Origin of the sequence: Bacillus sp. hwrm1 (assembly GCF_040207805.1) — a bacterium.
In the GTDB taxonomy this organism is placed as follows: domain Bacteria; phylum Bacillota; class Bacilli; order Bacillales; family Bacillaceae; genus Bacillus; species Bacillus velezensis.
The window spans coordinates 355030-376258 of sequence record NZ_CP157943.1 but is presented as its reverse complement, the minus strand read 5'-3'; the positions used below and the strand labels follow the sequence as shown (position 1 = coordinate 376258).

Genomic DNA, 21229 nt, shown 5'->3' with positions numbered 1-21229 from the left:
GAAGATAGCTGCGGAGCGTAAATAAAATGGCATTTTATTCTGTCTCTGCAAATAAAGCTCTTGTCCAAAATGTAGCCAATTCGAAGAGAAAGAATACAAGGACATTATAAAATAACAGGAAGAAAATAGCGAAGCTTTGCGGGGCATTTTTAACACAGGATGCACAGAGGCCCGCCGGGTTCACATTCCGGGGAAACACACTCTTCACTTTGATACTTAAGGCCCGCTGCCAAACAGGAAAACATAAGGGTGCGGCAAACGGATGCAACCGGTTTGCCGCCCTTTTCACCCTTATTTATTCCAGTCTGCCAAGAATTGCTCGATGCCTTTATCCGTTAACGGATGTTTCGCCAGCTGGTGAATGACTTTCAGCGGCATCGTACCGATATGTGCACCGCGTAAAGCGGCTTCAGTCACGTGCTGCGCATGACGGATGGAAGCTGCGATGATTTGTGTATCAATGTCATGAATGTCAAAAATCTGTCTTATTTCTGAAATCAGTTCAAGACCGTTATGGCCGATGTCATCCAGACGGCCTAAGAACGGAGATACATAAGTCGCCCCGGCTCTTGCCGCCAAAAGCGCCTGGTTGGCACTGAAGATGAGCGTTACGTTTGTTTTAATGTTCAGGTCGCTCAGCGCTTTTACGGCTTTTAACCCTTCAGACGTCATCGGTATTTTCACCGTGATATTCGGTGCGATTTTCGCAAGTTCTTTACCTTCTTCAATCATTTCTTCAGCATTCAGGGAAATGACTTCCGCGCTTACTGATCCGCTCACGACTTCCGTAATCTCACGAAGTCTGTCATGGAAAGACACGTCAGCTTCTTTCGCCACTAAACTAGGGTTTGTCGTAACTCCGGCAAGAACGCCAAGTTCATAAGCTTCTTTAATCTCGTCAATGTTTGCTGTATCAATGAAAAATAACATAAGGAAAGCCTCCCCAGTAATAAATTTTCAGAACTGTAAAACATGATTGCGCTTTCTAAAGGTAAGACATAAAACCGCCTGTCAATCCTGTCAGGCGGTTTATGGATGTTACATTGGATTAAGCTTGGTTTGAAGAACCGAACTCACGCATTTTGCCGATAACCGTTTCTTTGATCGCTTCACGAGCAGGTCCAAGATATTTACGAGGATCGTATTCGTTCGGCTTAGCTGCCAATGTTTCGCGGACAGCTTTTGCAGAAGAAATTTGGTTTTCAGTGTTTACGTTGATTTTAGCCGTACCAAGTGAGATTGATTTTTTAATGTCGGCAGTCGGAATTCCTGTACCGCCGTGAAGTACTAATGGAAGGCCGGTTGATTTTCCGATATCTTCCATTTCTTTGAAACCGAGGTTCGGTTCGCCTTTGTAAGGGCCGTGAACAGAACCCAGTGCAGGTGCAAGGCAGTCGATGCCAGTGCGCTCTACAAGTTCTTGACACTCTTTAGGGTCAGCATAGATTACGCCTTCAGCGATCACGTCATCTTCCTGTCCGCCTACAGTTCCAAGCTCAGCTTCAACTGAAACGCCGTGGAAATGAGCAAGCTCAACCACTTTAGCTGTAGTTGCTACGTTTTCCTCAAACGGGTGGTGAGATGCGTCGATCATTACAGAAGTGAAGCCTGCATGAATCGCTTTCGCACAAGATTCAAAGCTTGAACCGTGGTCTAAGTGAATGGCGACAGGAACTGTCACTTTGTATTCTTCCATAAGAGCTTTAACCATGGCAACCACTGTTTTGAAGCCGCCCATGTAGCGTCCCGCGCCTTCTGAAACACCAAGAATAACCGGGGATTTTTCCTCTTCTGCTGCTTGTAAAATAGCTTGAGTGAACTCAAGGTTATTTAAGTTAAATTGTCCAACAGCATATCCTTTTTCTTTAGCTGTATTCAACATTTCCGTCATTGAAACTAAAGGCATGTCGAAAGTCCTCCTTATGTAGCCTGATTTGCTTCTTCTCGAAAAAAGCTTTCCACCTATAGCATGACCATAAAAACCTGTCATATGTAAAACAACAGATCGCTTTTTCTCCATCTCTAGGATACCAACTTTTCGACAAATCGGCAACACAATGACATAATTGTTTCTAATTTTATTAATTCGATTTTAGAGGTAAATATTTTTTCACCGCGTCTCTGATCTCATCAATGTCAAAAGGTTTCGCAAAATGAGTCAGCGCTCCGAGCTCTTTTGATTCCTTAATCATATCGAGTTCTCCGTAAGCGGTCATGATAATGACGCGGATAGATTCGTCGATCATCTTCATGCGCTTGAGAATTTCGATTCCGTCCATGCCGGGGATTTTCATATCTAAAAGCACGAGATCGGGCCGTTCTTTCGTTACGATGTCCAGCGCCTGTATGCCGTTGGCGGCCTGAAACGTCTGGTACCCTTCTTTATGAAACACTTCATTGAGCAATATGCGTATACCGTATTGGTCATCTACGATTAAAATCTTTTCATTCATCATTTTACACCCCAATATTATCATTTTCGTCAAAAGGAAGCAGTTGTTTATGTATTCTGTTTGATTTTCACATTTCCTTTAATTATAATAGTCTACTTTCCGACATTTTCTGAGCATTTTCTCTTTTGTTGTATACTGTTCTTGTATGTGTAAAGGAGGTTTCACTCATGTTAAAGATATTTACGACGCAGCTTGCAGGCATTTTTTCCCGCATTCAGGATAAGGAATCCGAAGCAATAGAAGACGGCGCGCGCCTGCTGGCGCAGGCAGCCGTCAGCGGCCATACCATTTATTTATACGGCGCAAATGAGATGCAGGGCATTTTGTGCGAGGCGGAACTCGGCTCAGAACCGATGCCTTCCGTCAAAGCGTTTCCGGATACAGCTGATTCGATTACAGAAAGCGACAGGGTGCTGATGTTTTGTTCAGGTCCGGGCACGGCTGAAGAACAGGCGCTGGCTCAAAAGCTTTATGAAAAAGGGATCGGCCTCGTTGGCGTATCTCCTGTCATCAAAGATCAAACCGGGATTGAAGAATTTTGTGATGTTCATATTGACAGCAAATTAAAAATGCCGCTTCTGCCTGATGAAGACGGGACAAGATACGGCTTTCCTTCATTAATGACAGGCCTGTATGTCTATCACGCACTGTCCTTTACGTTAAAGGAAATGATGCAGGAATATGCCTGATGCAGAAAAAAGACTTGCCGCTTTTAAAGGAGGCAAGTCTTTTTTTATTACTTCTGTTCTGCAGCTTGTACGGAAGCGCCGATAAAGTCTTTGAATAAAGGCTGAGGTCTTGTCGGTCTTGATTTGAACTCAGGGTGGAACTGGCAAGCGACATACCAAGGATGGTCTTTCAGCTCGATGATTTCCACAAGACGGCCGTCAGGGCTTGTTCCTGAGAACACAAAACCGTTCTCTTCCATTTGCTGTCTGTATTCGTTGTTGAATTCATAACGGTGGCGGTGGCGTTCGTATACCACTTCATCCGCATACGCTTCGAAGGCTTTCGTGTCTTCCTGAAGCTTACAAGGGTACAGTCCGAGACGGAGCGTCCCTCCAAGATCCTCGACATCTTTTTGTTCCGGCAGAAGGTCGATGATCGGATAAGGAGTGGACGGATCGATCTCCGCAGAGTGAGCCCCTTCCAGACCTAATACGTTTCGCGCATATTCAATGGATGCAATCTGCATACCGAGGCAGATGCCGAAGAACGGAATTTTATTCTCACGCGCATACTTGGCGGCGATGATTTTCCCTTCTACACCGCGGTCTCCGAAACCGCCGGGCACGATGATTCCGTCTGTGCCGCTAGTCAGCTCTTGAATATTGCTTTCTGTCACTTCTTCGGCGTTAATCCATTTGATCTTCACATCAGCGTCAAACGCATAGCCGGCGTGGCGCAGTGATTCAACGACTGAAATGTAAGCGTCCTGAAGCTCGACGTATTTACCGACGAGGCTGATTGTAATGGTTTTAGACAAGTTTTTCACTTTCGTGACAAGGTCTTTCCATTCCGTCATATCCGGGTCTTTGCATTCTAATTTCATATGATCGCAGACAAGCTTATCGAGTCCCTGCTCCTGAAGGTTAAGCGGGATGGAGTAAAGGTTGTCCGCATCTTCGCACTCGATGACCGCTTTCGTGTCAATATCGCAGAAGAGCGCGATTTTATCTTTCATATCTTGAGAAATCGGCATTTCCGTGCGCACGACGATGATATTAGGCTGAATACCGAGGCTTCTCAGCTCTTTTACGCTGTGCTGCGTCGGTTTTGTTTTCAGCTCGCCCGCCGCTTTGATGTACGGAACAAGCGTACAGTGAATGTACATCACGTTTTCGTGGCCGATGTCGCTTTTCATTTGACGGATGGCTTCAAGGAACGGAAGGGATTCGATGTCTCCCACTGTTCCGCCGATCTCAGTAATGACTACATCTGCGTTTGTTTCTTTGCCTGCACGGTACACGCGGTCTTTCAGTTCATTTGTGATGTGCGGAATGACCTGAACCGTTCCGCCGAGGTAGTCCCCGCGGCGCTCTTTTTTCAATACGGCAGAATAGATTTTACCAGTCGTCACGTTGCTGAATCTGTTCAGATTAATGTCAATGAACCGCTCATAATGCCCTAAGTCAAGGTCAGTCTCAGCGCCGTCATCGGTAACGAATACCTCACCGTGCTGGTACGGGCTCATCGTTCCCGGGTCAACGTTGATATAAGGGTCAAATTTTTGGATGGTGACGCTCATGCCTCTGTTTTTCAAAAGGCGGCCAAGTGACGCAGCCACAATTCCTTTTCCGAGTGATGATACAACTCCCCCGGTTACAAAAATATATTTCGTCATTTCGTTTGCTCCTCTCTTCGGTCTGCGCTACATTCCTTAAAATGTGCCGTTTTATAGAAAATCATTTCACTAAAAACAAATGATGTGTAAAAGAATTTGGGAGATGAAAATAAGAAAGCTCCCTTTCAATTTCTTGAAAGGGAGCGTAGCACTCTTATGAATTCTCTTCTTTTTGAAGAGCCCAAAATACATACTACATAGTTCGACAATGAAAGTCAAGATCGTTTTGCTGATATAAAATCAGTCTTTGCGATCCTCTTCCTCATCATCATAATCTTCCTCATCTTCTTCAATCATCTCGTCTTCGATCTCAAGCTCGTCGTCATCTTCTTCATCGATATCTTCGTCGTCAAAGCTGTCTGCTTCAAGGTCAATATCTTCTTCTATTTCATCGAGATCGATGTCATCTTCGTCAACTTCCTCGAATTCATCAAGGTCGAGATCTTCCTCAACGACTTTTTTCGCTTTTTTCTTTTTCGCTTTTACAGTCGGCTGTGTTTCTTCATCCAGCTGATCGTACGGATACCAGCTGCGAAGCCCCCACGTCTGGTCTGACAGAGCAATAAAGCGGCCGTCAATGTTCAGGTCTGTATAAAATTGGGCGATACGGTCGCCCAATTCCTCTTTCGTAACACCGAGCAAGGAGATCATTTCATTCAGCAGCTCCTGGAACGGAACCGGTTTTTTATGTTCTGAGAAAATTTCGTGAGCGATTTCAACTAAAGCCATCTGCTTCAGCTGTTCCTGAGAATATTGTTTGATACTCAAGGTCGGACACTCCCTTTCTATTACTTATATGTATCTGTTTCTATCCTATAATAAGAACGAATTTGTATTGTTTTGTTCATAAACCATACCTCTCATTATAAACAAATTAAAACAGAATATGCTACCCTTAACAGCGTAATTTAAGAAATTTTAGAGCCGTCCCTTCATAAATCGGCTGATGTGCGAAAACAAAGCCGCCGGCATATGCACCGGCGGCCCGCTTCTTTCTATAAAGACTCTTGTTTTTCGGCGCCGAATACAGACATGGCGAGCAATTCACTGACATCATAAGTGCCGATCGCGTCTTCGGCTTCTTTCGCTTTCGTACCGTCACCGAGCATGGTCAGACAGTAAGGACATCCGGAGCTGATGACCGTCGGACTGACAGAAAGCGCCTGCTCAGTCCGGGCCGTGTTGATTCTGGCCCCCGTTTCTTCTTCCATCCACATGAGCCCTCCCCCGGCGCCGCAGCACATCCCGTTTTCGCGGCTGCGCTCCATTTCCTTCAATTGAACGCCCGGAATGGCTTTTAAGATCGCTCTCGGCGGCTCATACACTTCATTGTATCTTCCTAAATAGCACGAGTCATGGAAGGTAATCGTTTCATTCACCGGGTGAAGCGGTTTTAGTCTTCCCTGTGACACAAGCTCGGCTAATAATTCAGTATGATGATAGACTTCGGCCCGGAATCCGAAATCAGGATATTCATTTTTGAACATATTATAAGCGTGCGGATCAATCGTGACGATTTTTTTGATCCCGTGTTTTTCAAATTCGCCGATGTTGTGTTCCGCCAGCTCTTGGAACAGAAACTCGTTGCCCAAACGGCGCGGCGTATCGCCTGAGTTTTTTTCCTTATTGCCGAGAATCGCAAAGGATACGCCCGCTTCATTAAGCAGCTTTGCAAATGAGACGGCAATCTTTTGGCTCCTGTTGTCGTAGGAACCCATTGAGCCGACCCAAAACAAATAGTCGAACTCTTTGTCTTGTTTTTTCATTTCTTTCACTGTCGGAATCTCTGTATCGGCCTGCTCCCGCCAGTTCTCCCGCTCTTTCCGGTTTAAGCCCCACGGGTTTCCCTGTCTTTCAATGCTTGTCATGGCCCGCTGTGCGTCGCTGTCCATCTTCCCTTCCGTAAGCACAAGATAGCGGCGCAGATCGATAATTTTATCAACGTGTTCATTCATGACCGGACATTGATCTTCACAGTTGCGGCAAGTCGTGCACGCCCAAATCTCCTCTTCCGTGATGACATCGCCGATTAAGCTCGGGTTGTAATCGATGGCTGCGGCCGCTTCACGCGATCCTCCCCCTGAGGAAGCCGCGGCGAGCTGATTCGCTTTCGTGTGCTGAAAAACGGGTGCGGGCACCCACGGAGATTTTGACGTCACGGCAGCGCCTTTTTCCGTCAAATGGTCTCTGAGTTTTAAAATGAGGTCCATCGGCGAGAGCATCTTGCCCGTACCGGAGGCCGGACACATATTTGTACAGCGGCCGCATTCGACGCAGGCGTAAAGGTCGACAAGCTGAGAACGGCGGAAGTCTTCAATCTTTCCGACGCCGTAGCTTTCTTTCGTCTCATCGGTGAAATCGATTTTTTCCAGCTTTCCTTTTGAATCCAGCCTGCTGAGGAACACATTCGCCGGACCTGCAATTAAGTGCGCATGCTTTGATTGCGGCACGTACACTAAAAAGCTGAGCAAAAACAACAGATGAAGCCACCATGAAACATAAAACACGGCGGCGGCCGCCGGCGCTGAAAGACCGCCGAGCACAATCGCAATGGAGGAGGCGATCGGCTCCGTCCAAGACAGAGAATGATCGTGCCATAAAAGGTTCATGGCGTTCCCGAGAAGCACCGTCACCATCAGTCCGCCGATAAACAGCAGGACAAGCCCCGCTTTAAACCCGCGTTTCAGTCTGACGAGTTTTTCAATGTAGCGCCGGTAAAACGCCCAGACTACGGCGACTAAAATCAGAAACGTGACGATTTCCTGAAAAAAGGTAAACGCCGGATAAAGCGGACCGAACGGCAGATGACGGTCAGGAAGCAGCCCTTTCAGAATAAAATCAATTGCGCCGAACTGAACGAGTATAAAACCGTAAAAAAACAGAACGTGGATGATGCCGCTCTTTTTATCTTTCAGCAGTTTTTTCTGTCCGAATACATTCACCCATATCTTCTGAAGACGTTCTTTCAGGCGTTTATCAAATTCTTCCCTTTGGCCGAGCTTAATATAAGCGATCCTCGTTCTGATCAGGTAAACGAATAAATAAACGGCGTAAGCGGTTACAGCTGAAAACAGCAGCGCGTTTACCATGAGAAATGCGTTCATCTTGTCTCCCCCTTTGTTCTGATACCCCTCTTCATTGTCATATCTTTACTTTATCATAAATAATGAATGAGTGTTCAGTCAATAATTAAATTCACATTCTCAGGGCACACTACGAATACTTCGGAAAGGAGCGTCGGTATGAAGGTCATTTTTGTGTTGCTTGTCATTTTTATCATATTGATCGCACTTATGCTGCTTGATATGCTGCTTGGCCGGGCGGCGTACAAAAAACAGGCGTATGAGCCCGTTTTTGACCCGAAAAAGAGTGATATCACACTCATTCACTGCGGCAGCGAGCTTGTGCGGCAGATGACGGCCGATATCCGCCAAGCCGTCTCTTCTATTCATATGATGTTTTTTATTATGAAGAACGACCAAGTCAGCCATGAGATGTTTGATTTATTGAAAGAAAAGGCCCAGGCCGGCATCTCCGTATATCTGCTGCTCGATTGGGCGGGCAGCCGCCAAGTGAAAAAGCCTTCCATTCAAACGATGAAAAAAGCCGGCGTTCACGTTCATTTTCTAAATAAACCGGCATTTCCGTTTCTATTTTTCAGGCTGCAAAAACGGAATCACCGGAAAGTGACCGTCATTGACGGCAAAATCGGCTATGTCGGCGGTTTTAATATCGCTGAAGAGTACCTCGGCAAAAAAGCGAAGTTCGGAAACTGGGAGGATTATCACCTGCGGATGACCGGCGAAGGCACGGCGGATCTTCAGACTCTTTTTGTAAGCGATCTGAAACGAAACACCGGAAAGGCACTCGGATCACCCGGGGTTTATCCCGCATTATCCGAAGGGAATATCTCTCATAGGACATATGCATCTGACGGTTTTTCGCTTGAATCGCATTATGAAAACTGCATCCGTAAGGCGGAGAAAAAAATCATTATCGGCACGCCTTATTATGTACCGAGCAAAAAGCTTCAGGAAGCGCTTATTTCAGCCTGCCGAAAAGGCGTCAAAGTCATCTTGATCGTGCCGATGAAGTCAGACCACCCGCTCGTTCGGGAAACAGCTTTTACCTATTATCCCGAGCTTCTGAAGGCCGGCTGCCTCATCTATCGGTATTATCAAGGCTTTTATCATGTCAAAGCTTTCATTATTGATGACCGCATCAGCATTATCGGCACGCCGAATTTTGATAAACGGAGTCTGTTCTGGAATGAAGAGGTGAATGTCATCATTCATGATGAAACCTTTACAAAGGAAGTGCTTTCAACCATAAAGCAGGACATTGAAAAATCCGAGCTTCTCACATTAGAAAAAGTGAAACAGCGCTCCGTCAGACAGCTTCCTGCAGAATGGCTCGGAAAGGCCATATCTTACTTTTTATAAAGGAGAAACCATATGCTGTTCAGATTCGGATTCGTCGCAAACGCCATGCGCCTTTGGGACGCGTCCCCCGCCAAAACCTTAACATATGCGCGCTATACCAAGCTTTCCCGCAGTGAGCGGAAAGACGCCCTGCTTTCTGTGACGAAAGCAAATCTTACCAATACGCTGCGCACCATCCACTATGTGGTCGGCCACGGCATCCCGCTGTACAGGTTCTCAAGCTCGATTGTGCCGCTCGCCACCCATCCGGATGTGCTGTGGGATTTTGTCACGCCGTTTCGCCAGGAGTTTCGTGAGATCGGCGGGCTGGTCAGAAAATATGACCTCAGAACGAGCTTTCATCCGAACCAATTCACGCTTTTTACAAGCCCGAAACAGGAGATTACCGCAAATGCGGTCAAGGATATGGCCTATCATTATGACATGCTGGACGCAATGGACATCGCGGACCGTTCCGTCATCAACATCCATGTCGGAGGCGCTTACGGTGACAAACAAAGCGCGCTTGGCCGTTTCCGCGTGAATCTGAAAGAACTTCCCGATGTCATCAAACAGCGGATGACTTTAGAAAACGATGATAAAACATATACGTCCGAGGAAACACTCAGTGTATGTGAACAAGAAGGCATTCCGTTTGTGTTTGATTATCACCATTTTTACGCCAATCCGACCGATGACGCTGATTTAGATGACATTCTTCCGCGGATGATCAAAACATGGCAGCGGATCGGCTTAAAGCCGAAGGTCCATCTCTCCTCGCCAAAATCAGAATCAGCCATACGCAGTCATGCGGACTATGTGGATGCGAATTTTATTCTGCCGGTGCTGGAGCGGTTCAGACAATGGGATACGGACATCGATTTTATGATTGAGGCGAAAGAGAAAGACCGGGCGCTGCTCCGGCTCGTCGAAGAATTAAGCGCCATCCGCGGAGTCAAACGCCTGGCGGGCGGAGTGCTGAAGTGGAAGGCATAACCAGGTTTATCACCCGTTTATATGGGGAATTTCCGAAATAACAGACCATCAGACGGAGGAGAAAACATATGAAAAACATTACATCTTTGAAAATAGCAGCTAAGAAGTTCACTTTACGAAACATGCTTCAGCTTTATCAGCTTTGCCACACGGGAGGCCACGAGCTGTATATCTACTCTAAAAAAACGATGTGCAAAATCAAAGATATCATTGAGCTGGAAACGTTCAGAATGGCCCATAAAGAACAAGAATATTTAATTGTAGTGGAAGGAAAGAAAGCGGTGCAGCTTGTTGACCGTTTCAAACATATCATCGAACCTGCGCAAAAAGAAGCCCATTAAATACGGACTACATAAAACAAGGATAGACAGGAGGCTGCCCGGCCCCCGCTCGTCTATCCTTTTTCTTTTATTGATGTATCAGCTCGCCGAATTGGGCCTGATGAAGTCTCTGGTACATGCCGCCGGATGCCAGCAGTTCCTTATGATGACCTTGTTCAGCGATGCCATCTTTCGTGACGACGACGATCCGGTCCGCATCCTTAATCGTAGCCAGCCGATGGGCGATCACAAGCGTTGTGCGTCCTTCAGACAGCTCTTGCAGCGATTTTTGAATGGCGGCTTCCGTTTCTGTATCGAGGGCTGATGTAGCCTCGTCTAAAATTAAGATCGACGGGTTTTTCAAAAACATTCTGGCGATGGAAAGCCGCTGCTTCTGCCCGCCTGACAGCTTCACGCCGCGCTCGCCGATCACCGTGTTTAAACCGTCGGGATACCCGTTTACCAAATCCTCTAAATGCGCCTGGCGGACGGCCTGCCAGATTTCTTCCTCAGACGCATCGAGCCGCCCGTAAGCAATGTTTTCCCGCAATGTGCCGGAAAACAGAAAGACATCCTGCTGGACGACGCCGATTTGTCCGCGCAATGATGACAGCGTCATGTCCTTAATATCGATTCCGTCGATGGAAATCACGCCTTCAGACGGCTCATAAAAGCGCGGCAGCAGACTTGTCAGCGTTGATTTTCCCGCTCCCGAAGGCCCGACGAATGCGACTGTCTCCCCGGCATGAATGGACAAATTGATTCCCGACAGAACCGGACTGTTTTCTTCGTAACCGAATGACACACCATCATAACGGATATTCCCTTTTAAACCGGACACATGTCTCGCGTTCGGGGCGTCCTTGATATCAGGCTCCGTTTCCAGTATTTCTATAAAGCTTTTAAAACCGGCAATGCCTCTCGGATACATCTCAATAATCGCGTTGATTTTATCAATCGGACGGAACAGAACGTTCGTCAGCAGCACAAAAGCGACGAATTCCCCGTAAGATAACGATCCGCGGATCACGAACCATGTGCCGCACAATAAGACGAACAGCGTGACGAATCTTGTCAGCATGTAACTGATCGAGCCGTTTTTCGCCATGATTTTATAAGACGTCAGCTTTGTTTTGCGGAAACGCTGATTGTTCACGTCAAACCGCTGCGTTTCAAACGCTTCATTGCTGAAAGCCTGAACAAGACGGATGCCGCCGATATTGTTTTCAACCCTCGCGCTGAAGTCTCCGACGTCTTTGTTCAGTTTTGTAAACGCAGAGGTCATTTTTTTATTGAAATACAAAGCAAGCCATATGACGACCGGCATAATGATAAAAGTCAACAGCGCAAGCTGCCAGTTAATAAACAGCATCACACCGAACGCGCCCAAAATCGTCATGATCGCGATAAACAGGTCTTCAGGCCCGTGGTGGGCGGTTTCTCCGATATACATCAAATCATTGGTGAGCTTGGACATTAAACTGCCCGTTTTGTTGTTATCGTAAAATTTGAACGGAAGCTTTTGCAGATGGTCGAAAAGCTTTTTCCGCATATCCGTTTCAATGTTAATGCCGAGCATATGGCCCCAATACGTCACAACATACTGAAGTGCCGAGCTGAGGGCGTAGACCCCGAATAAAGCAGCGGAAGTCAAAATAATCAGACTCCAATCCCGCCCCGGGAGCAATGTATCGATAAAGTAATTGACAATCAGAGGAAAACTCAGCTCCATCAATCCGCCGGCGATGGCAGAAAAGAAGTCGAGAAAAAACAGCTTTTTGTACGGTTTATAATAAGAAAAAAATTGTCGCAGCACGATTCCGTCCTCCTTGTGCCTCGTTCTTAATGATAATATTTCTCAATTATACTATACACAAGGAGTTTTAAAAGCGTTTTTTATAAAACGCCGGAAAATAACCGTGCGAAGGATTCCTTCGTTCTTTCCCATAATGTGCGCTTATAGAAACGGACGGGGCTGATTTTTTCAGACTCCTTCATATCCTCCAGGTAATGCGCTTCAAGATCTTTGATCGCCTCTTGATCCGTAAAAAAGACATTGACTTCAAAGTTCAGCTGAAAGCTTCTCATGTCCATATTCGCCGTCCCGACAGAGGCGAGGTTTCCGTCAGTGATGAGCACCTTTTGATGCATAAAGCCTTTTTGATAAGAATAGACTTCGATTCCTTCGCGAAGAAGCTCGGGGAAATACGATCTCGTCGCGTACTGGGTTAAAAACCCGTCATTGGTTTCCGGCACCATGACACGCACCCGGACGCCTCTGGCAGCAGCCTCCTTTAGCGCTGTGCGGATCGGCTCATTCGGCACGAAATAAGGCGTCGCGATCCATACAGACGATTCGGCCGCCGCTATCATGGCATAATACAGATCGCTCATCCGCTCCTTCATATCGGGGCCTGTCGGAACGACTTGATAGACGCCGCCGCTTTCTGCCGCAACCGGGCGGGTATATGCTTTCTGATCAATCAGCACCTCATCCGAAACGTATTCCCAATCAAGCATAAAAATGCTGTGGAGTGTCTGAACGATTTCTCCTTCGACTTTCATATGTGTGTCCCGCCAAAAGCCGACATCTTGGTCTTTGCCGATATACTCCTTGCCGACATTCAGCCCGCCGACAAAACCGACTTTCCCGTCAACGATGACGATCTTGCGGTGATTTCTGAAATTGAATTTTTGGTTGAAAAAACCGTATTTCAGCGGCAGAAACGGGACGATGTTCACACCCGCGCGTTTCAGTTTTTTAATATCTTTTCCGGCCAGCTTCAGGCTGCCGGCCGCGTCGAACAAAAACCGCACTTCCACACCTTGACGCGCCTTTTCCATCATAATGTCCATCATCTTGTGCCCGAGCATGTCTGATTTGAACATGTAATACTCAATATGTATAAATGACGCGGCCTCCCGGAGCGCCTCAAACAGCTCCGGAAATGTTTCGTCCCCGTTTTTGAGCACCTTCAGCCTGCTTTTTGTATTAATATTCATATGGGACGCCTTGATTGAATATTGAAAGAAACGCTTCTGATTTCCTTTCAGCCCGGACAGGTCGGGAGTTTGTTCCATATCAAATATCGTTCTCAGCTTTTCCCGGTTGTATGTCCGTTTCGACCTGAACAGCTTGCCTTTTTCATAAAGCTGGCCGGAAAAAAGGTAAAATAAGTACCCGGCGATCGGAAAAAACACAAGAATATGAATCCATAACAGCGTGTGCTGCGAGGTGCGGTTTTCAAGAATTAACGAATAGATGCTGAACAAAATAATGCTTGCATAGCAAAGCACCCCTCCGTAAAACTCAAGCCTGGAAACCGGAAAAAACCATATGACATATGCTCCGATAAGCATCATATATAAAAAGCAAAATTCCAGTCTCCTTTTCAGCATCCCGACTCTCTCCCATCTGATCCGATATCTCTGTATACCCTCTGTTTTCCGGCTTGTAAACATATGAAAAAGCCTCTCCGCACGAGCGGAAAGGCTTATGATGAAGCTTCCTGTGATTGGCCGGGTGTGATGTTCTGAAGCAATGCCGGATTGAGGGAGTAGCTGCCTTTGATTTTATTTTTGAAGAAGCCGACGATCAGGCCCGTGACCGCAATCGACACTAAGGAGAAGATCCCTCTCAGCAATCCGACGGAAAAAATGCCCGCCAGCACTACCCCAAAATCGAAGAGGAAATTAACCGCGCCCGGATTCCATCCGCAGCGCTTTTGCAGAAATAAAGCGAGGATATTGGCGCCGCCGAGCGATGCCTGATGATAAAACATGAGCGACAGGCCGAACCCGATCAGCGCTCCGCCGCAAATCGACCCGGCAAGCGGTGAAAAAGAGACAGACGGCAGCCAGTGATCCGCGCTTGTAAACAAAGTCAGCGCTGTGACTGCAAAAACGGTGGATAGGGTGAATTTGACGCCCATTCTGACGAAAGAAAACACATAAAACGGGATATTGATCAGAAAGAAGATAATGGAAAACGGGGAATGAAACAAGTATGTCAGGCTTAGTGACAGTCCGGCTGTGCCGCCGGTCAACACATGAGAATGTCTGAGCGTCAGGACCCCGGCGCTTGTCATCAGACAAGCAGTTAAAATGAGTAAAATCCGCTTCATTCTTCACGCTCCTTTTGTTGATGTTATTTCCACATCAAACATAACAGGAATCGCGGCCGCCCAGCCATTTCATTGGCAGAAAATATCTCACGTTTATAAAAAAATCCCCCTCTTGCAAGGGGGATTTTCACGAGCGTTTCCGATACACGACATAGCTGCGGGTCAAATACTTGAGCGGCAGGCTGAATACGTGAACCAATCTTGTAAACGGCCAAAGGATAAAAACGACGTATCCGATCATGATATGAAACTTAAACCATAGCGGGACACTCTCCATCAAAGAAGCGTCAGGCCGGAACAAAACAATTTCCCTGAACCACGGCCCCACCGTTGCCCTGTAATCAAATCCTTTCGAATCAATGTTGAGAAACGTGGCCGCAACACCTGACAGCATCATGAACAGAAGCAGGATGAGCGTAAGGATATCCGATGGCGAGCTGGTTTTGCGGATTCTTTTGTCAAACAGCCTTCTGTACGTCAGGATCACTAGTCCGGTACATGCCGCCATCCCCGCCGGCAGGCCAGCGCCGATCGCCATTTTGTGATACGTATGCTCTGAAATGCCAAGTGCAGTATACACGCCTTCCGGGATCAGAATTCCCATGACATGTCCGCCGACAACGAACAGCAGTCCCCAATGAAAAAGTGTGCTACCAGCGGCGAGTTTTTTCTTTTCTAACAGCTCGCTTGATTTCGCCGTCCAGCCGAATTGGTCATGCTGATAGCGGTAAATATGCCCGCCGATAAAGATTGTCAATACAATGTATGGCATCACGCCCCAGAGGATCTGCCCGCTCATGCCTGAACAGCCCCTTCTTCAGTGCTTTCACGTACACCGATGTTTTCCAGTGCGGCCTGCAGTACGTGCAGCAGCTCAGCATAGATGCTGTTATTTTTTTCGAGGCGCGAAGCCAGCTCCCTCACATTGGACAGATATTTTTCAAACACGCTTCTCGCCGCTTCAATCTCCGCAACCGCGGCGAATTCCAGCATCAGCGGCAGGTAATCAGGCAGTTCTTTCTCTGTCGGCAGGAAACCGGATTGCTGGTAGGTGTTTTTTAAATGCAGCAATTCAATGCCGCGTTCCCTTTGTTCGCCTGAGTTAAAGTAGGTGACGTACATATTCGTTTTTTTTCCGAAATCGAACGTATACACATAGTGTTCAATCAGCGCTTGCGGAGAAAAGCCTGCTGCCACCTCTAAAAAGTGCAGCAATTTCTCCCGGATTTGCTGATTGGTGATGTCATGGATAAGAGCCTTCCAATCGGGAATCTCGGCTCTCCACTCTTCATCCGGATAAGAGAGAAGAACGGAAAGAGCGAAGAACGTCATTTGCCGGTCTGTGGTGTTCATGTTATTACACCTCATTTATGAAAAATTAGAAACAAGAGCCGGGGCCGCCTGAAAATGATAAACCGCAGCTCCCTTGTTCAGCATATAAATCTGACACTTCTTCTCGATGGCTGCTCGGGATCACAAAACGGTCATCATATTTGGCGATTGCCAGCAGCCGATACATGTCTTTAATTTGCTGTTCTGTTAAGCCGACACTGGAGACCAATGCCGGGTCGATGGATTTATTCGTCTGAACCGCCCTCATATACTGGCGCATGACAGACATTTTCTTTAACGTTGACCGAATATGATCCGTATCACCGGCTGTTAACAGCTGCGCCAAATAGTCAATCGGAATTCTCATTTGGTCGATAGCCGGAAAAATAGCTTCCGCCGTTTGCCGGCTTCCTTTTCCTTCAAAGAGATTCATAATCGGACTGAGCGGCGGAATGTACCACACCATTGGCAGCGTGCGGTACTCTGGATGAAGCGGCAGCGCAATCTTCCAGTCAATGATCATTTTATAGATCGGCGATTGCTGCGCCGCTTCTATCCATTCAGCCGGGATGCCTTGTTCTTTTGCCAGTTTGGCAATCTCAGGATCATTCGGATCAAGAAAAACGTCCAGTTGGGAATGGTAGAGATCCTTTTCATTTTCAACCGATGCCGCTTCCTCCACTTTGTCCGCGTCATACAGCATGACGCCGAGATAGCGGATTCTGCCAACACACGTTTCAGAGCAAATAGTCGGCAGCCCCGCCTCCAAGCGCGGAAAGCAGAGTGTGCATTTTTCCGCTTTGTTCGTTTGCCAGTTAAAATAGACTTTTTTATAAGGACAGGATGAGACGCAATATCTCCATGAACGGCATGCGTTTTGATCCACAAGCACAATGCCGTCCTCCTCACGTTTGTACATGGCGCCGGACGGGCAGGAGGACACGCACGCCGGATTAATGCAGTGCTCACAAATACGCGGAAGATACATCATAAAGACTTCATCGAATTCAGTTTTGATCGATTCCTCCATCTTTTGCACGTTTGGATCTTCAAGCCCTGTAATGTGGCCGCCAGCGAGATCATCCTCCCAGTTCGGGCCCCATTCGATATTCATGAAATCCCCCGTTAAGGACGATTTCGGCCGCGCCACCGGCTGGTGCTTTTTTTGCGGGCTGTTTGTTAATGTTTCATAATCATAGTTCCAAGGTTCATAGTAGTCATCAATCGTCGGCTGATTCGGATTATAGAAAAGGCCTGCAAGCCGGTTTGTTTTCGGGCCTGATTTCAGTTCAAGCTTTCCTTTTTTCAACGTCCAGCCGCCTTTATATTTGTCCTGGTCCTCCCATTGCTTCGGGTAGCCGATGCCGGGCTTTGTTTCTACATTATTAAAATACATATATTCCGCACCGGAACGGTTTGTCCACGTGTTTTTGCAGGTGACGCTGCACGTGTGGCAGCCGATGCATTTATCCAAGTTCATGACCATCCCGATCTGCGCTTTAATCTTCAAGCCAATCGACCTCCTTCAGCTTGCGGATGACGACATTCAGGTCGCGCTGATTCCCCGTAGGGCCATAGTAGTTAAAGCCGTAGCTGAGCTGGGCATAGCCGCCGATCATCTGGGTCGGCTTGACGTGAATCCTTGTCGGGCTGTTATGGGTGCCTCCGCGGTTATTCGTCAGTTTTGTGCCGGGCACATTGATGTGGCGGTCTTGGGCATGGTGCATAAACGCCATTCCTTTAGGAATCCGGTGAGACAAAACCGCTCTCGCGACGACAACGCCGTTTCGGTTGAAGCATTCAATCCAATCGTTGTCTTTGATATCCGTATCCGCAGCATCATCTTTATTCATCCACACAGTCGGCCCGCCGCGGAACAGCGTCAGCATCGGCAGAGAATCAAAATACATGCTGTGGACGGACCATTTATTATGCGGCGTCAAATAATTAAGAACTATTTCTTTGCCCTCTTGATCAGGCCGCTTGCTTAGGAACGGACGGTGCTGGAGGATCGGTTTAAATGTCGCCATCGTTTCACCGAATTCCATCATCAGTTCATGATCGACATAATAGGATTGTCTGCCTGTCAGCGTCCGCCACGGAATTAATTTTTCCACATTCGTCGTAAACGGCGAGTACCTGCGCCCTCCTTTTTCTGAACCGGTAAAGGCCGGAGAGGTGATGACCGTTTTCGGCTGGGCTGTAATTTGCTCGAACGTAAAGCATTCTTCCTTGCGCTCTTCCGCCAGGTCTTTCAGCTCCAGATTGGTAATGTTTTCAAGTGATTCCCATGCTTTCACGGCGACTTTTCCATTTGAGGTGGACGACAGGGTTAAAATCGCTTCCGCCGCCTGCTTCGCTTCACTTATATTCGGGCATCCTTTGGCAACGCTGTTTGAATCGGTTTCTCCCAGTCTCTGTTTGAGTGATTCATATTCATCCGCAATCGACCAGCTCATCCCTTTTGTTCCGCTCGGTTTTAAAGCCGTATGAGGGCCGAGCGCGGTCATTTTATGAAAAATGTGTTTGTAATCCCGTTCAACGACATGGATGTTCGGCATCGTTTTTCCCGGAATGGCTTCACATTCGCCTTTGCTCCAGTCATTGATTTTGCCGAATGGCTGGGCCAATTCCTGCATGGTGTCGTGGAGGAGCGGCGTTGCGACTACCTCTTTCACCGGCTCCATATCGACTTCTTCCGCCAGATCGGAAACGGCTTTTGACAGCGCCTTAAAAATATCCCAGTCTGACTTCGATTCCCATGGCGCCGAGATGGCCGGAGCAAATGGATGAATAAACGGATGCATATCCGTGCTGCTGAGGTCGTGTTTTTCATACCATGTCGCCGCCGGCAGCACGATATCGGAATACAGCGCCGTACCCGCCATTCGAAAATCAAGATTGATTAACAAGTCGAGCTTGCCTTCCGGCGCCTGCTCCCGCCATTTGATTTCTTCAGGGCGGATGCTGTCGCTGTCGTCATTCATCAGACCGTTCGTCGTCCCCAGCAGATGCTTGAGAAAATATTCATGCCCTTTCCCTGAGCTTGAGATCAGGTTTGCCCGCCATACGAAGAGATTCCTTGGGAAATTCACTTCATTGTCAGGGTCTTCAATCGCGAATTTCAGTTTTTTCTCTTGAAGCCGTGAGGCCACGTACGCACCTACGTCTTCAGGTGTCGCCGCCCCCGCTTTCTCAGCTTCTTTGTACAGATCAATGCCGTTTTGATTGAATGTCGGGTAAGACGGAAGCCACCCTAATCGCGCCGCCAGCACATTGTAATCGGCGTGATGCTTGTAGCGGGATGACGCGGCGATCGGTGAAGCCAAGTCACTGATCGGCTGGTCTTCATAACGCCACTGGTCTGTCGCAAAGTAGAAAAACGAGGTGCCGTTTTGCAGCTTAGGCACGCCTTCCCAGTCCTTTGCGGTTGCAATCGTCTGCCACCCTTCAGCCGGACGGAGTTTTTCCTGCCCCACGTAATGGGCCCAGCCTCCGCCGTTTACACCTTGGGCGCCTACGAGTAAAACAAGATTTAACACCGCACGGTAAATCGTGTCGGAGTTGAACCAGTGGTTGATCCCCGCCCCTACGATAATCATGGATCTGCCGTCTGTATCAATCGCATTTTGGGCAAACTCCCTGGCAATCTGTATAACGGCTTCTCTTTTAATTCCCGTGATCTGTTCCTGCCAGGCAGGTGTGAACGGACGGGGATCATCATAGGATGCGGCTGATTGTCCGCCGATGCCCCGGTTCACGCCGTAGTTGGCCAATATCAAGTCAAACACGGTCGTGACGTACGTCTCTTCACCATTCAGATCCAGTTTTTTAATAGGAAGATCCCGCTCAAGCACTTTGTTTCCGTCATCTGAAAAATACGGAATGCGCACCATGCCGATTTCGTCCTCTATTCCGAGCACGGAGAGACGGGGTTCAATCGGTTCCCCGGTGTCTTCGTCGATCATGTGCAGATTCCATTTCTGCTGCCCGTCCCAGCGGGAGCCCATTGTGCCTTGCGGTATGGCAAACGCACCTGTCTGTTCATTCCAGACCGCCGGCTTCCACTGATCATTTTTTGTCTGCCGCCCGATGTCTTTTGCATGCAGAAACCGTCCCGCTGTATACACGCCGTTCTCTTTTGAAAGAGTGACGAAGAATGGAAAATCGGTGTATTGCTTCGCGTACTCAATAAAACGTTCAGTTTCTTGGTTCACGTAAAATTCCTGCAAAATGACGTGACCCATCGCCATCGCAAGCGCCCCGTCAGTCCCCTGGCGGATACTCAGCCAGTCATCTGCGAACTTTGAGGATTCCGCAAAATCGGGACTGATCGAAATGACTTTAGCGCCTTTATAGCGGGCTTCCGCCAGAAAATGCGCATCAGGCGTTCTCGTTAACGGAACGTTGGAGCCCCATGTGATGATATAGCCTGAATTGTACCAATCACTGCTCTCCGGAACGTCCGTCTGGTCGCCCCAAATTTGCGGGGACGCCGGCGGAAGATCCGCATACCAGTCATAAAAACTGAGCATTGGGCCGCCGATTAACGACATGAATCGCGAACCTGATGCGTGGCTGATCATGGACATCGCCGGGATCGGAGAAAAACCGACATTCCGGTCAGGCCCGTATTTCATCACTGTATACAGCAGAGAGGCTGAAATCAGCTTCAGCACCTCCGGCCATTCCGCGCGGACAAAGCCGCCTTTCCCTCTTGCCTGTTTATAGGACTTCGCTTTTTCAGGGTTTTCAACGATCGATTTCCAGGCATCCAGCGGATTTTGATGCGCCTGCAATGCTTCCCGCCACAAATTGATCAGCACACCTCGCACATATGGATATTTCACACGGAGCGGGCTGTAAATGTACCATGAAAAACTGGCCCCCCGCGGGCAGCCTCTCGGTTCGAAATCAGGCATATCCGGGCCTGTTGATGGATAATTCAAGTTTTGTCCTTCCCACGTGACAATTCCGTTTTTCACATAAATATTCCAGCTGCAAGAACCCGTGCAGTTGACGCCGTGGGTGGAGCGAACGACTTTGTCGTACTGCCATCTGTTTCTGTATACATTCTCCCAATCACGATCTTCGCTTGTCGTTTGGCTATGGTTATTTGAATGATGTTCGATAGGAGAAAAATAGTTTAATCTCCTGAGCAACGGACTCATTTTCTTTTTCTTCATGATCGTTCACTCCTTCCGAGTCAGGTGATGCTATGTACACTATAAACAGAGAC

General features: G+C 47.8%; 17 protein-coding genes. 4 read left to right on the top strand and 13 right to left on the bottom strand.

Annotated elements, in window-relative coordinates:
- Positions 1-291 precede the first annotated feature (291 nt).
- The 3 genes from fsa to spo0F form a co-directional block, all read right to left on the bottom strand.
- Positions 292-930: a fructose-6-phosphate aldolase gene (gene fsa, locus ABK447_RS01935; RefSeq protein ID WP_007407613.1), complete on the bottom strand. Its 639-nt coding sequence runs from the start codon at positions 928-930 to the stop codon at positions 292-294.
- A 118-nt stretch (positions 931-1048) separates the two neighbouring features.
- Entirely contained in the window at positions 1049-1906 is an 858-nt protein-coding gene (locus tag ABK447_RS01930) for a class II fructose-bisphosphate aldolase (RefSeq protein WP_003151102.1), read from the bottom strand.
- 175 nt (positions 1907-2081) lie between these two features.
- On the bottom strand, positions 2082-2456 hold the full coding sequence (gene spo0F, locus ABK447_RS01925) for a sporulation initiation phosphotransferase Spo0F (protein ID WP_012118670.1): 375 nt from the start codon (positions 2454-2456) through the stop codon (positions 2082-2084).
- A gap of 164 nt (positions 2457-2620) precedes the next feature.
- Here spo0F and ABK447_RS01920 point away from each other — a divergent pair, with 164 nt between their 5' ends.
- Complete coding sequence (locus ABK447_RS01920) at positions 2621-3142, top strand: DUF2529 domain-containing protein (protein ID WP_007407614.1); 522 nt, start codon at positions 2621-2623, stop codon at positions 3140-3142.
- Between the two features lie 47 nt (positions 3143-3189).
- Here ABK447_RS01920 and pyrG read toward each other — a convergent pair whose 3' ends face one another.
- The 3 genes from pyrG to ABK447_RS01905 all read right to left on the bottom strand — a co-directional run bounded on the left by pyrG (position 3190) and on the right by ABK447_RS01905 (position 7901).
- A complete protein-coding gene (gene pyrG / locus ABK447_RS01915) occupies positions 3190-4797 on the bottom strand; it encodes a glutamine hydrolyzing CTP synthase (protein ID WP_007407615.1) in 1608 nt (535 codons plus the stop codon).
- A 240-nt stretch (positions 4798-5037) separates the two neighbouring features.
- Positions 5038-5565, bottom strand: coding sequence for a DNA-directed RNA polymerase subunit delta (gene rpoE, locus ABK447_RS01910; protein WP_007407616.1), 528 nt, complete (start codon positions 5563-5565; stop codon positions 5038-5040).
- A gap of 227 nt (positions 5566-5792) precedes the next feature.
- Positions 5793-7901 carry a (Fe-S)-binding protein gene (locus ABK447_RS01905; protein ID WP_100001630.1) on the bottom strand — a complete coding sequence of 703 codons (2109 nt, stop codon included), beginning with the start codon at positions 7899-7901 and terminating at the stop codon, positions 5793-5795.
- Between the two features lie 138 nt (positions 7902-8039).
- Here ABK447_RS01905 and cls (ABK447_RS01900) point away from each other — a divergent pair, with 138 nt between their 5' ends.
- From cls (ABK447_RS01900) to ABK447_RS01890, 3 genes are all read left to right on the top strand, one after another.
- Positions 8040-9239 carry a cardiolipin synthase gene (gene cls, locus ABK447_RS01900; RefSeq protein WP_094031358.1) on the top strand — a complete coding sequence of 400 codons (1200 nt, stop codon included), beginning with the start codon at positions 8040-8042 and terminating at the stop codon, positions 9237-9239.
- A 12-nt stretch (positions 9240-9251) separates the two neighbouring features.
- Positions 9252-10214 carry a UV DNA damage repair endonuclease UvsE gene (gene uvsE, locus ABK447_RS01895; protein ID WP_094031359.1) on the top strand — a complete coding sequence of 321 codons (963 nt, stop codon included), beginning with the start codon at positions 9252-9254 and terminating at the stop codon, positions 10212-10214.
- A gap of 68 nt (positions 10215-10282) precedes the next feature.
- Positions 10283-10555: a hypothetical protein gene (locus tag ABK447_RS01890; protein ID WP_003151087.1), complete on the top strand. Its 273-nt coding sequence runs from the start codon at positions 10283-10285 to the stop codon at positions 10553-10555.
- 67 nt (positions 10556-10622) lie between these two features.
- On the opposite strand, the gene ABK447_RS01885 is transcribed toward ABK447_RS01890, so the two are convergent.
- The 7 genes from ABK447_RS01885 to ABK447_RS01855 all read right to left on the bottom strand — a co-directional run bounded on the left by ABK447_RS01885 (position 10623) and on the right by ABK447_RS01855 (position 21176).
- Entirely contained in the window at positions 10623-12350 is a 1728-nt protein-coding gene (locus ABK447_RS01885; RefSeq protein WP_094031360.1) for an ABC transporter ATP-binding protein, read from the bottom strand.
- 80 nt (positions 12351-12430) lie between these two features.
- Entirely contained in the window at positions 12431-13933 is a 1503-nt protein-coding gene (cls, locus tag ABK447_RS01880; RefSeq protein ID WP_021494799.1) for a cardiolipin synthase, read from the bottom strand.
- 95 nt (positions 13934-14028) lie between these two features.
- Positions 14029-14658, bottom strand: a complete 630-nt coding sequence (locus ABK447_RS01875; protein WP_094031361.1) for a YitT family protein — start codon at positions 14656-14658, stop codon at positions 14029-14031.
- A gap of 127 nt (positions 14659-14785) precedes the next feature.
- The gene (gene narI / locus ABK447_RS01870; RefSeq protein ID WP_094031362.1) at positions 14786-15457 is read right to left on the bottom strand and encodes a respiratory nitrate reductase subunit gamma; all 672 of its coding nucleotides are present in this window, start codon (positions 15455-15457) and stop codon (positions 14786-14788) included.
- Positions 15454-16011, bottom strand: a complete 558-nt coding sequence (narJ, locus tag ABK447_RS01865; RefSeq protein WP_094031363.1) for a nitrate reductase molybdenum cofactor assembly chaperone — start codon at positions 16009-16011, stop codon at positions 15454-15456. The genes narI and narJ overlap by 4 nt, the downstream gene beginning before the upstream one ends.
- A 25-nt stretch (positions 16012-16036) precedes the next feature.
- The gene (narH, locus tag ABK447_RS01860) at positions 16037-17500 is read right to left on the bottom strand and encodes a nitrate reductase subunit beta (protein ID WP_015418432.1); all 1464 of its coding nucleotides are present in this window, start codon (positions 17498-17500) and stop codon (positions 16037-16039) included.
- On the bottom strand, positions 17490-21176 hold the full coding sequence (locus ABK447_RS01855) for a nitrate reductase subunit alpha (RefSeq protein ID WP_094031364.1): 3687 nt from the start codon (positions 21174-21176) through the stop codon (positions 17490-17492). Before ABK447_RS01855 ends, narH begins: the two co-directional genes overlap by 11 nt.
- Positions 21177-21229 lie beyond the last annotated feature (53 nt).

Bases quoted from the DNA above. Each gene is read 5' to 3' on its own strand.
- pyrG (WP_007407615.1), bottom strand. From the start codon at position 4,797: ATGACGAAATATATTTTTGTAACCGGGGGAGTTGTATCATCACTCGGA.
- narJ (WP_094031363.1), bottom strand. From the start codon at position 16,011: ATGAACACCACAGACCGGCAAATGACGTTCTTCGCTCTTTCCGTTCTT.
- ABK447_RS01920 (WP_007407614.1), top strand. From the start codon at position 2,621: ATGTTAAAGATATTTACGACGCAGCTTGCAGGCATTTTTTCCCGCATT.
- cls (WP_021494799.1), bottom strand. From the start codon at position 13,933: ATGCTGAAAAGGAGACTGGAATTTTGCTTTTTATATATGATGCTTATC.
- narI (WP_094031362.1), bottom strand. From the start codon at position 15,457: ATGAGCGGGCAGATCCTCTGGGGCGTGATGCCATACATTGTATTGACA.
- ABK447_RS01875 (WP_094031361.1), bottom strand. From the start codon at position 14,658: ATGAAGCGGATTTTACTCATTTTAACTGCTTGTCTGATGACAAGCGCC.
- ABK447_RS01890 (WP_003151087.1), top strand. From the start codon at position 10,283: ATGAAAAACATTACATCTTTGAAAATAGCAGCTAAGAAGTTCACTTTA.
- ABK447_RS01930 (WP_003151102.1), bottom strand. From the start codon at position 1,906: ATGCCTTTAGTTTCAATGACGGAAATGTTGAATACAGCTAAAGAAAAA.
- ABK447_RS01905 (WP_100001630.1), bottom strand. From the start codon at position 7,901: ATGAACGCATTTCTCATGGTAAACGCGCTGCTGTTTTCAGCTGTAACC.
- cls (WP_094031358.1), top strand. From the start codon at position 8,040: ATGAAGGTCATTTTTGTGTTGCTTGTCATTTTTATCATATTGATCGCA.
- fsa (WP_007407613.1), bottom strand. From the start codon at position 930: ATGTTATTTTTCATTGATACAGCAAACATTGACGAGATTAAAGAAGCT.
- spo0F (WP_012118670.1), bottom strand. From the start codon at position 2,456: ATGATGAATGAAAAGATTTTAATCGTAGATGACCAATACGGTATACGC.
- uvsE (WP_094031359.1), top strand. From the start codon at position 9,252: ATGCTGTTCAGATTCGGATTCGTCGCAAACGCCATGCGCCTTTGGGAC.
- ABK447_RS01855 (WP_094031364.1), bottom strand. From the start codon at position 21,176: ATGAAGAAAAAGAAAATGAGTCCGTTGCTCAGGAGATTAAACTATTTT.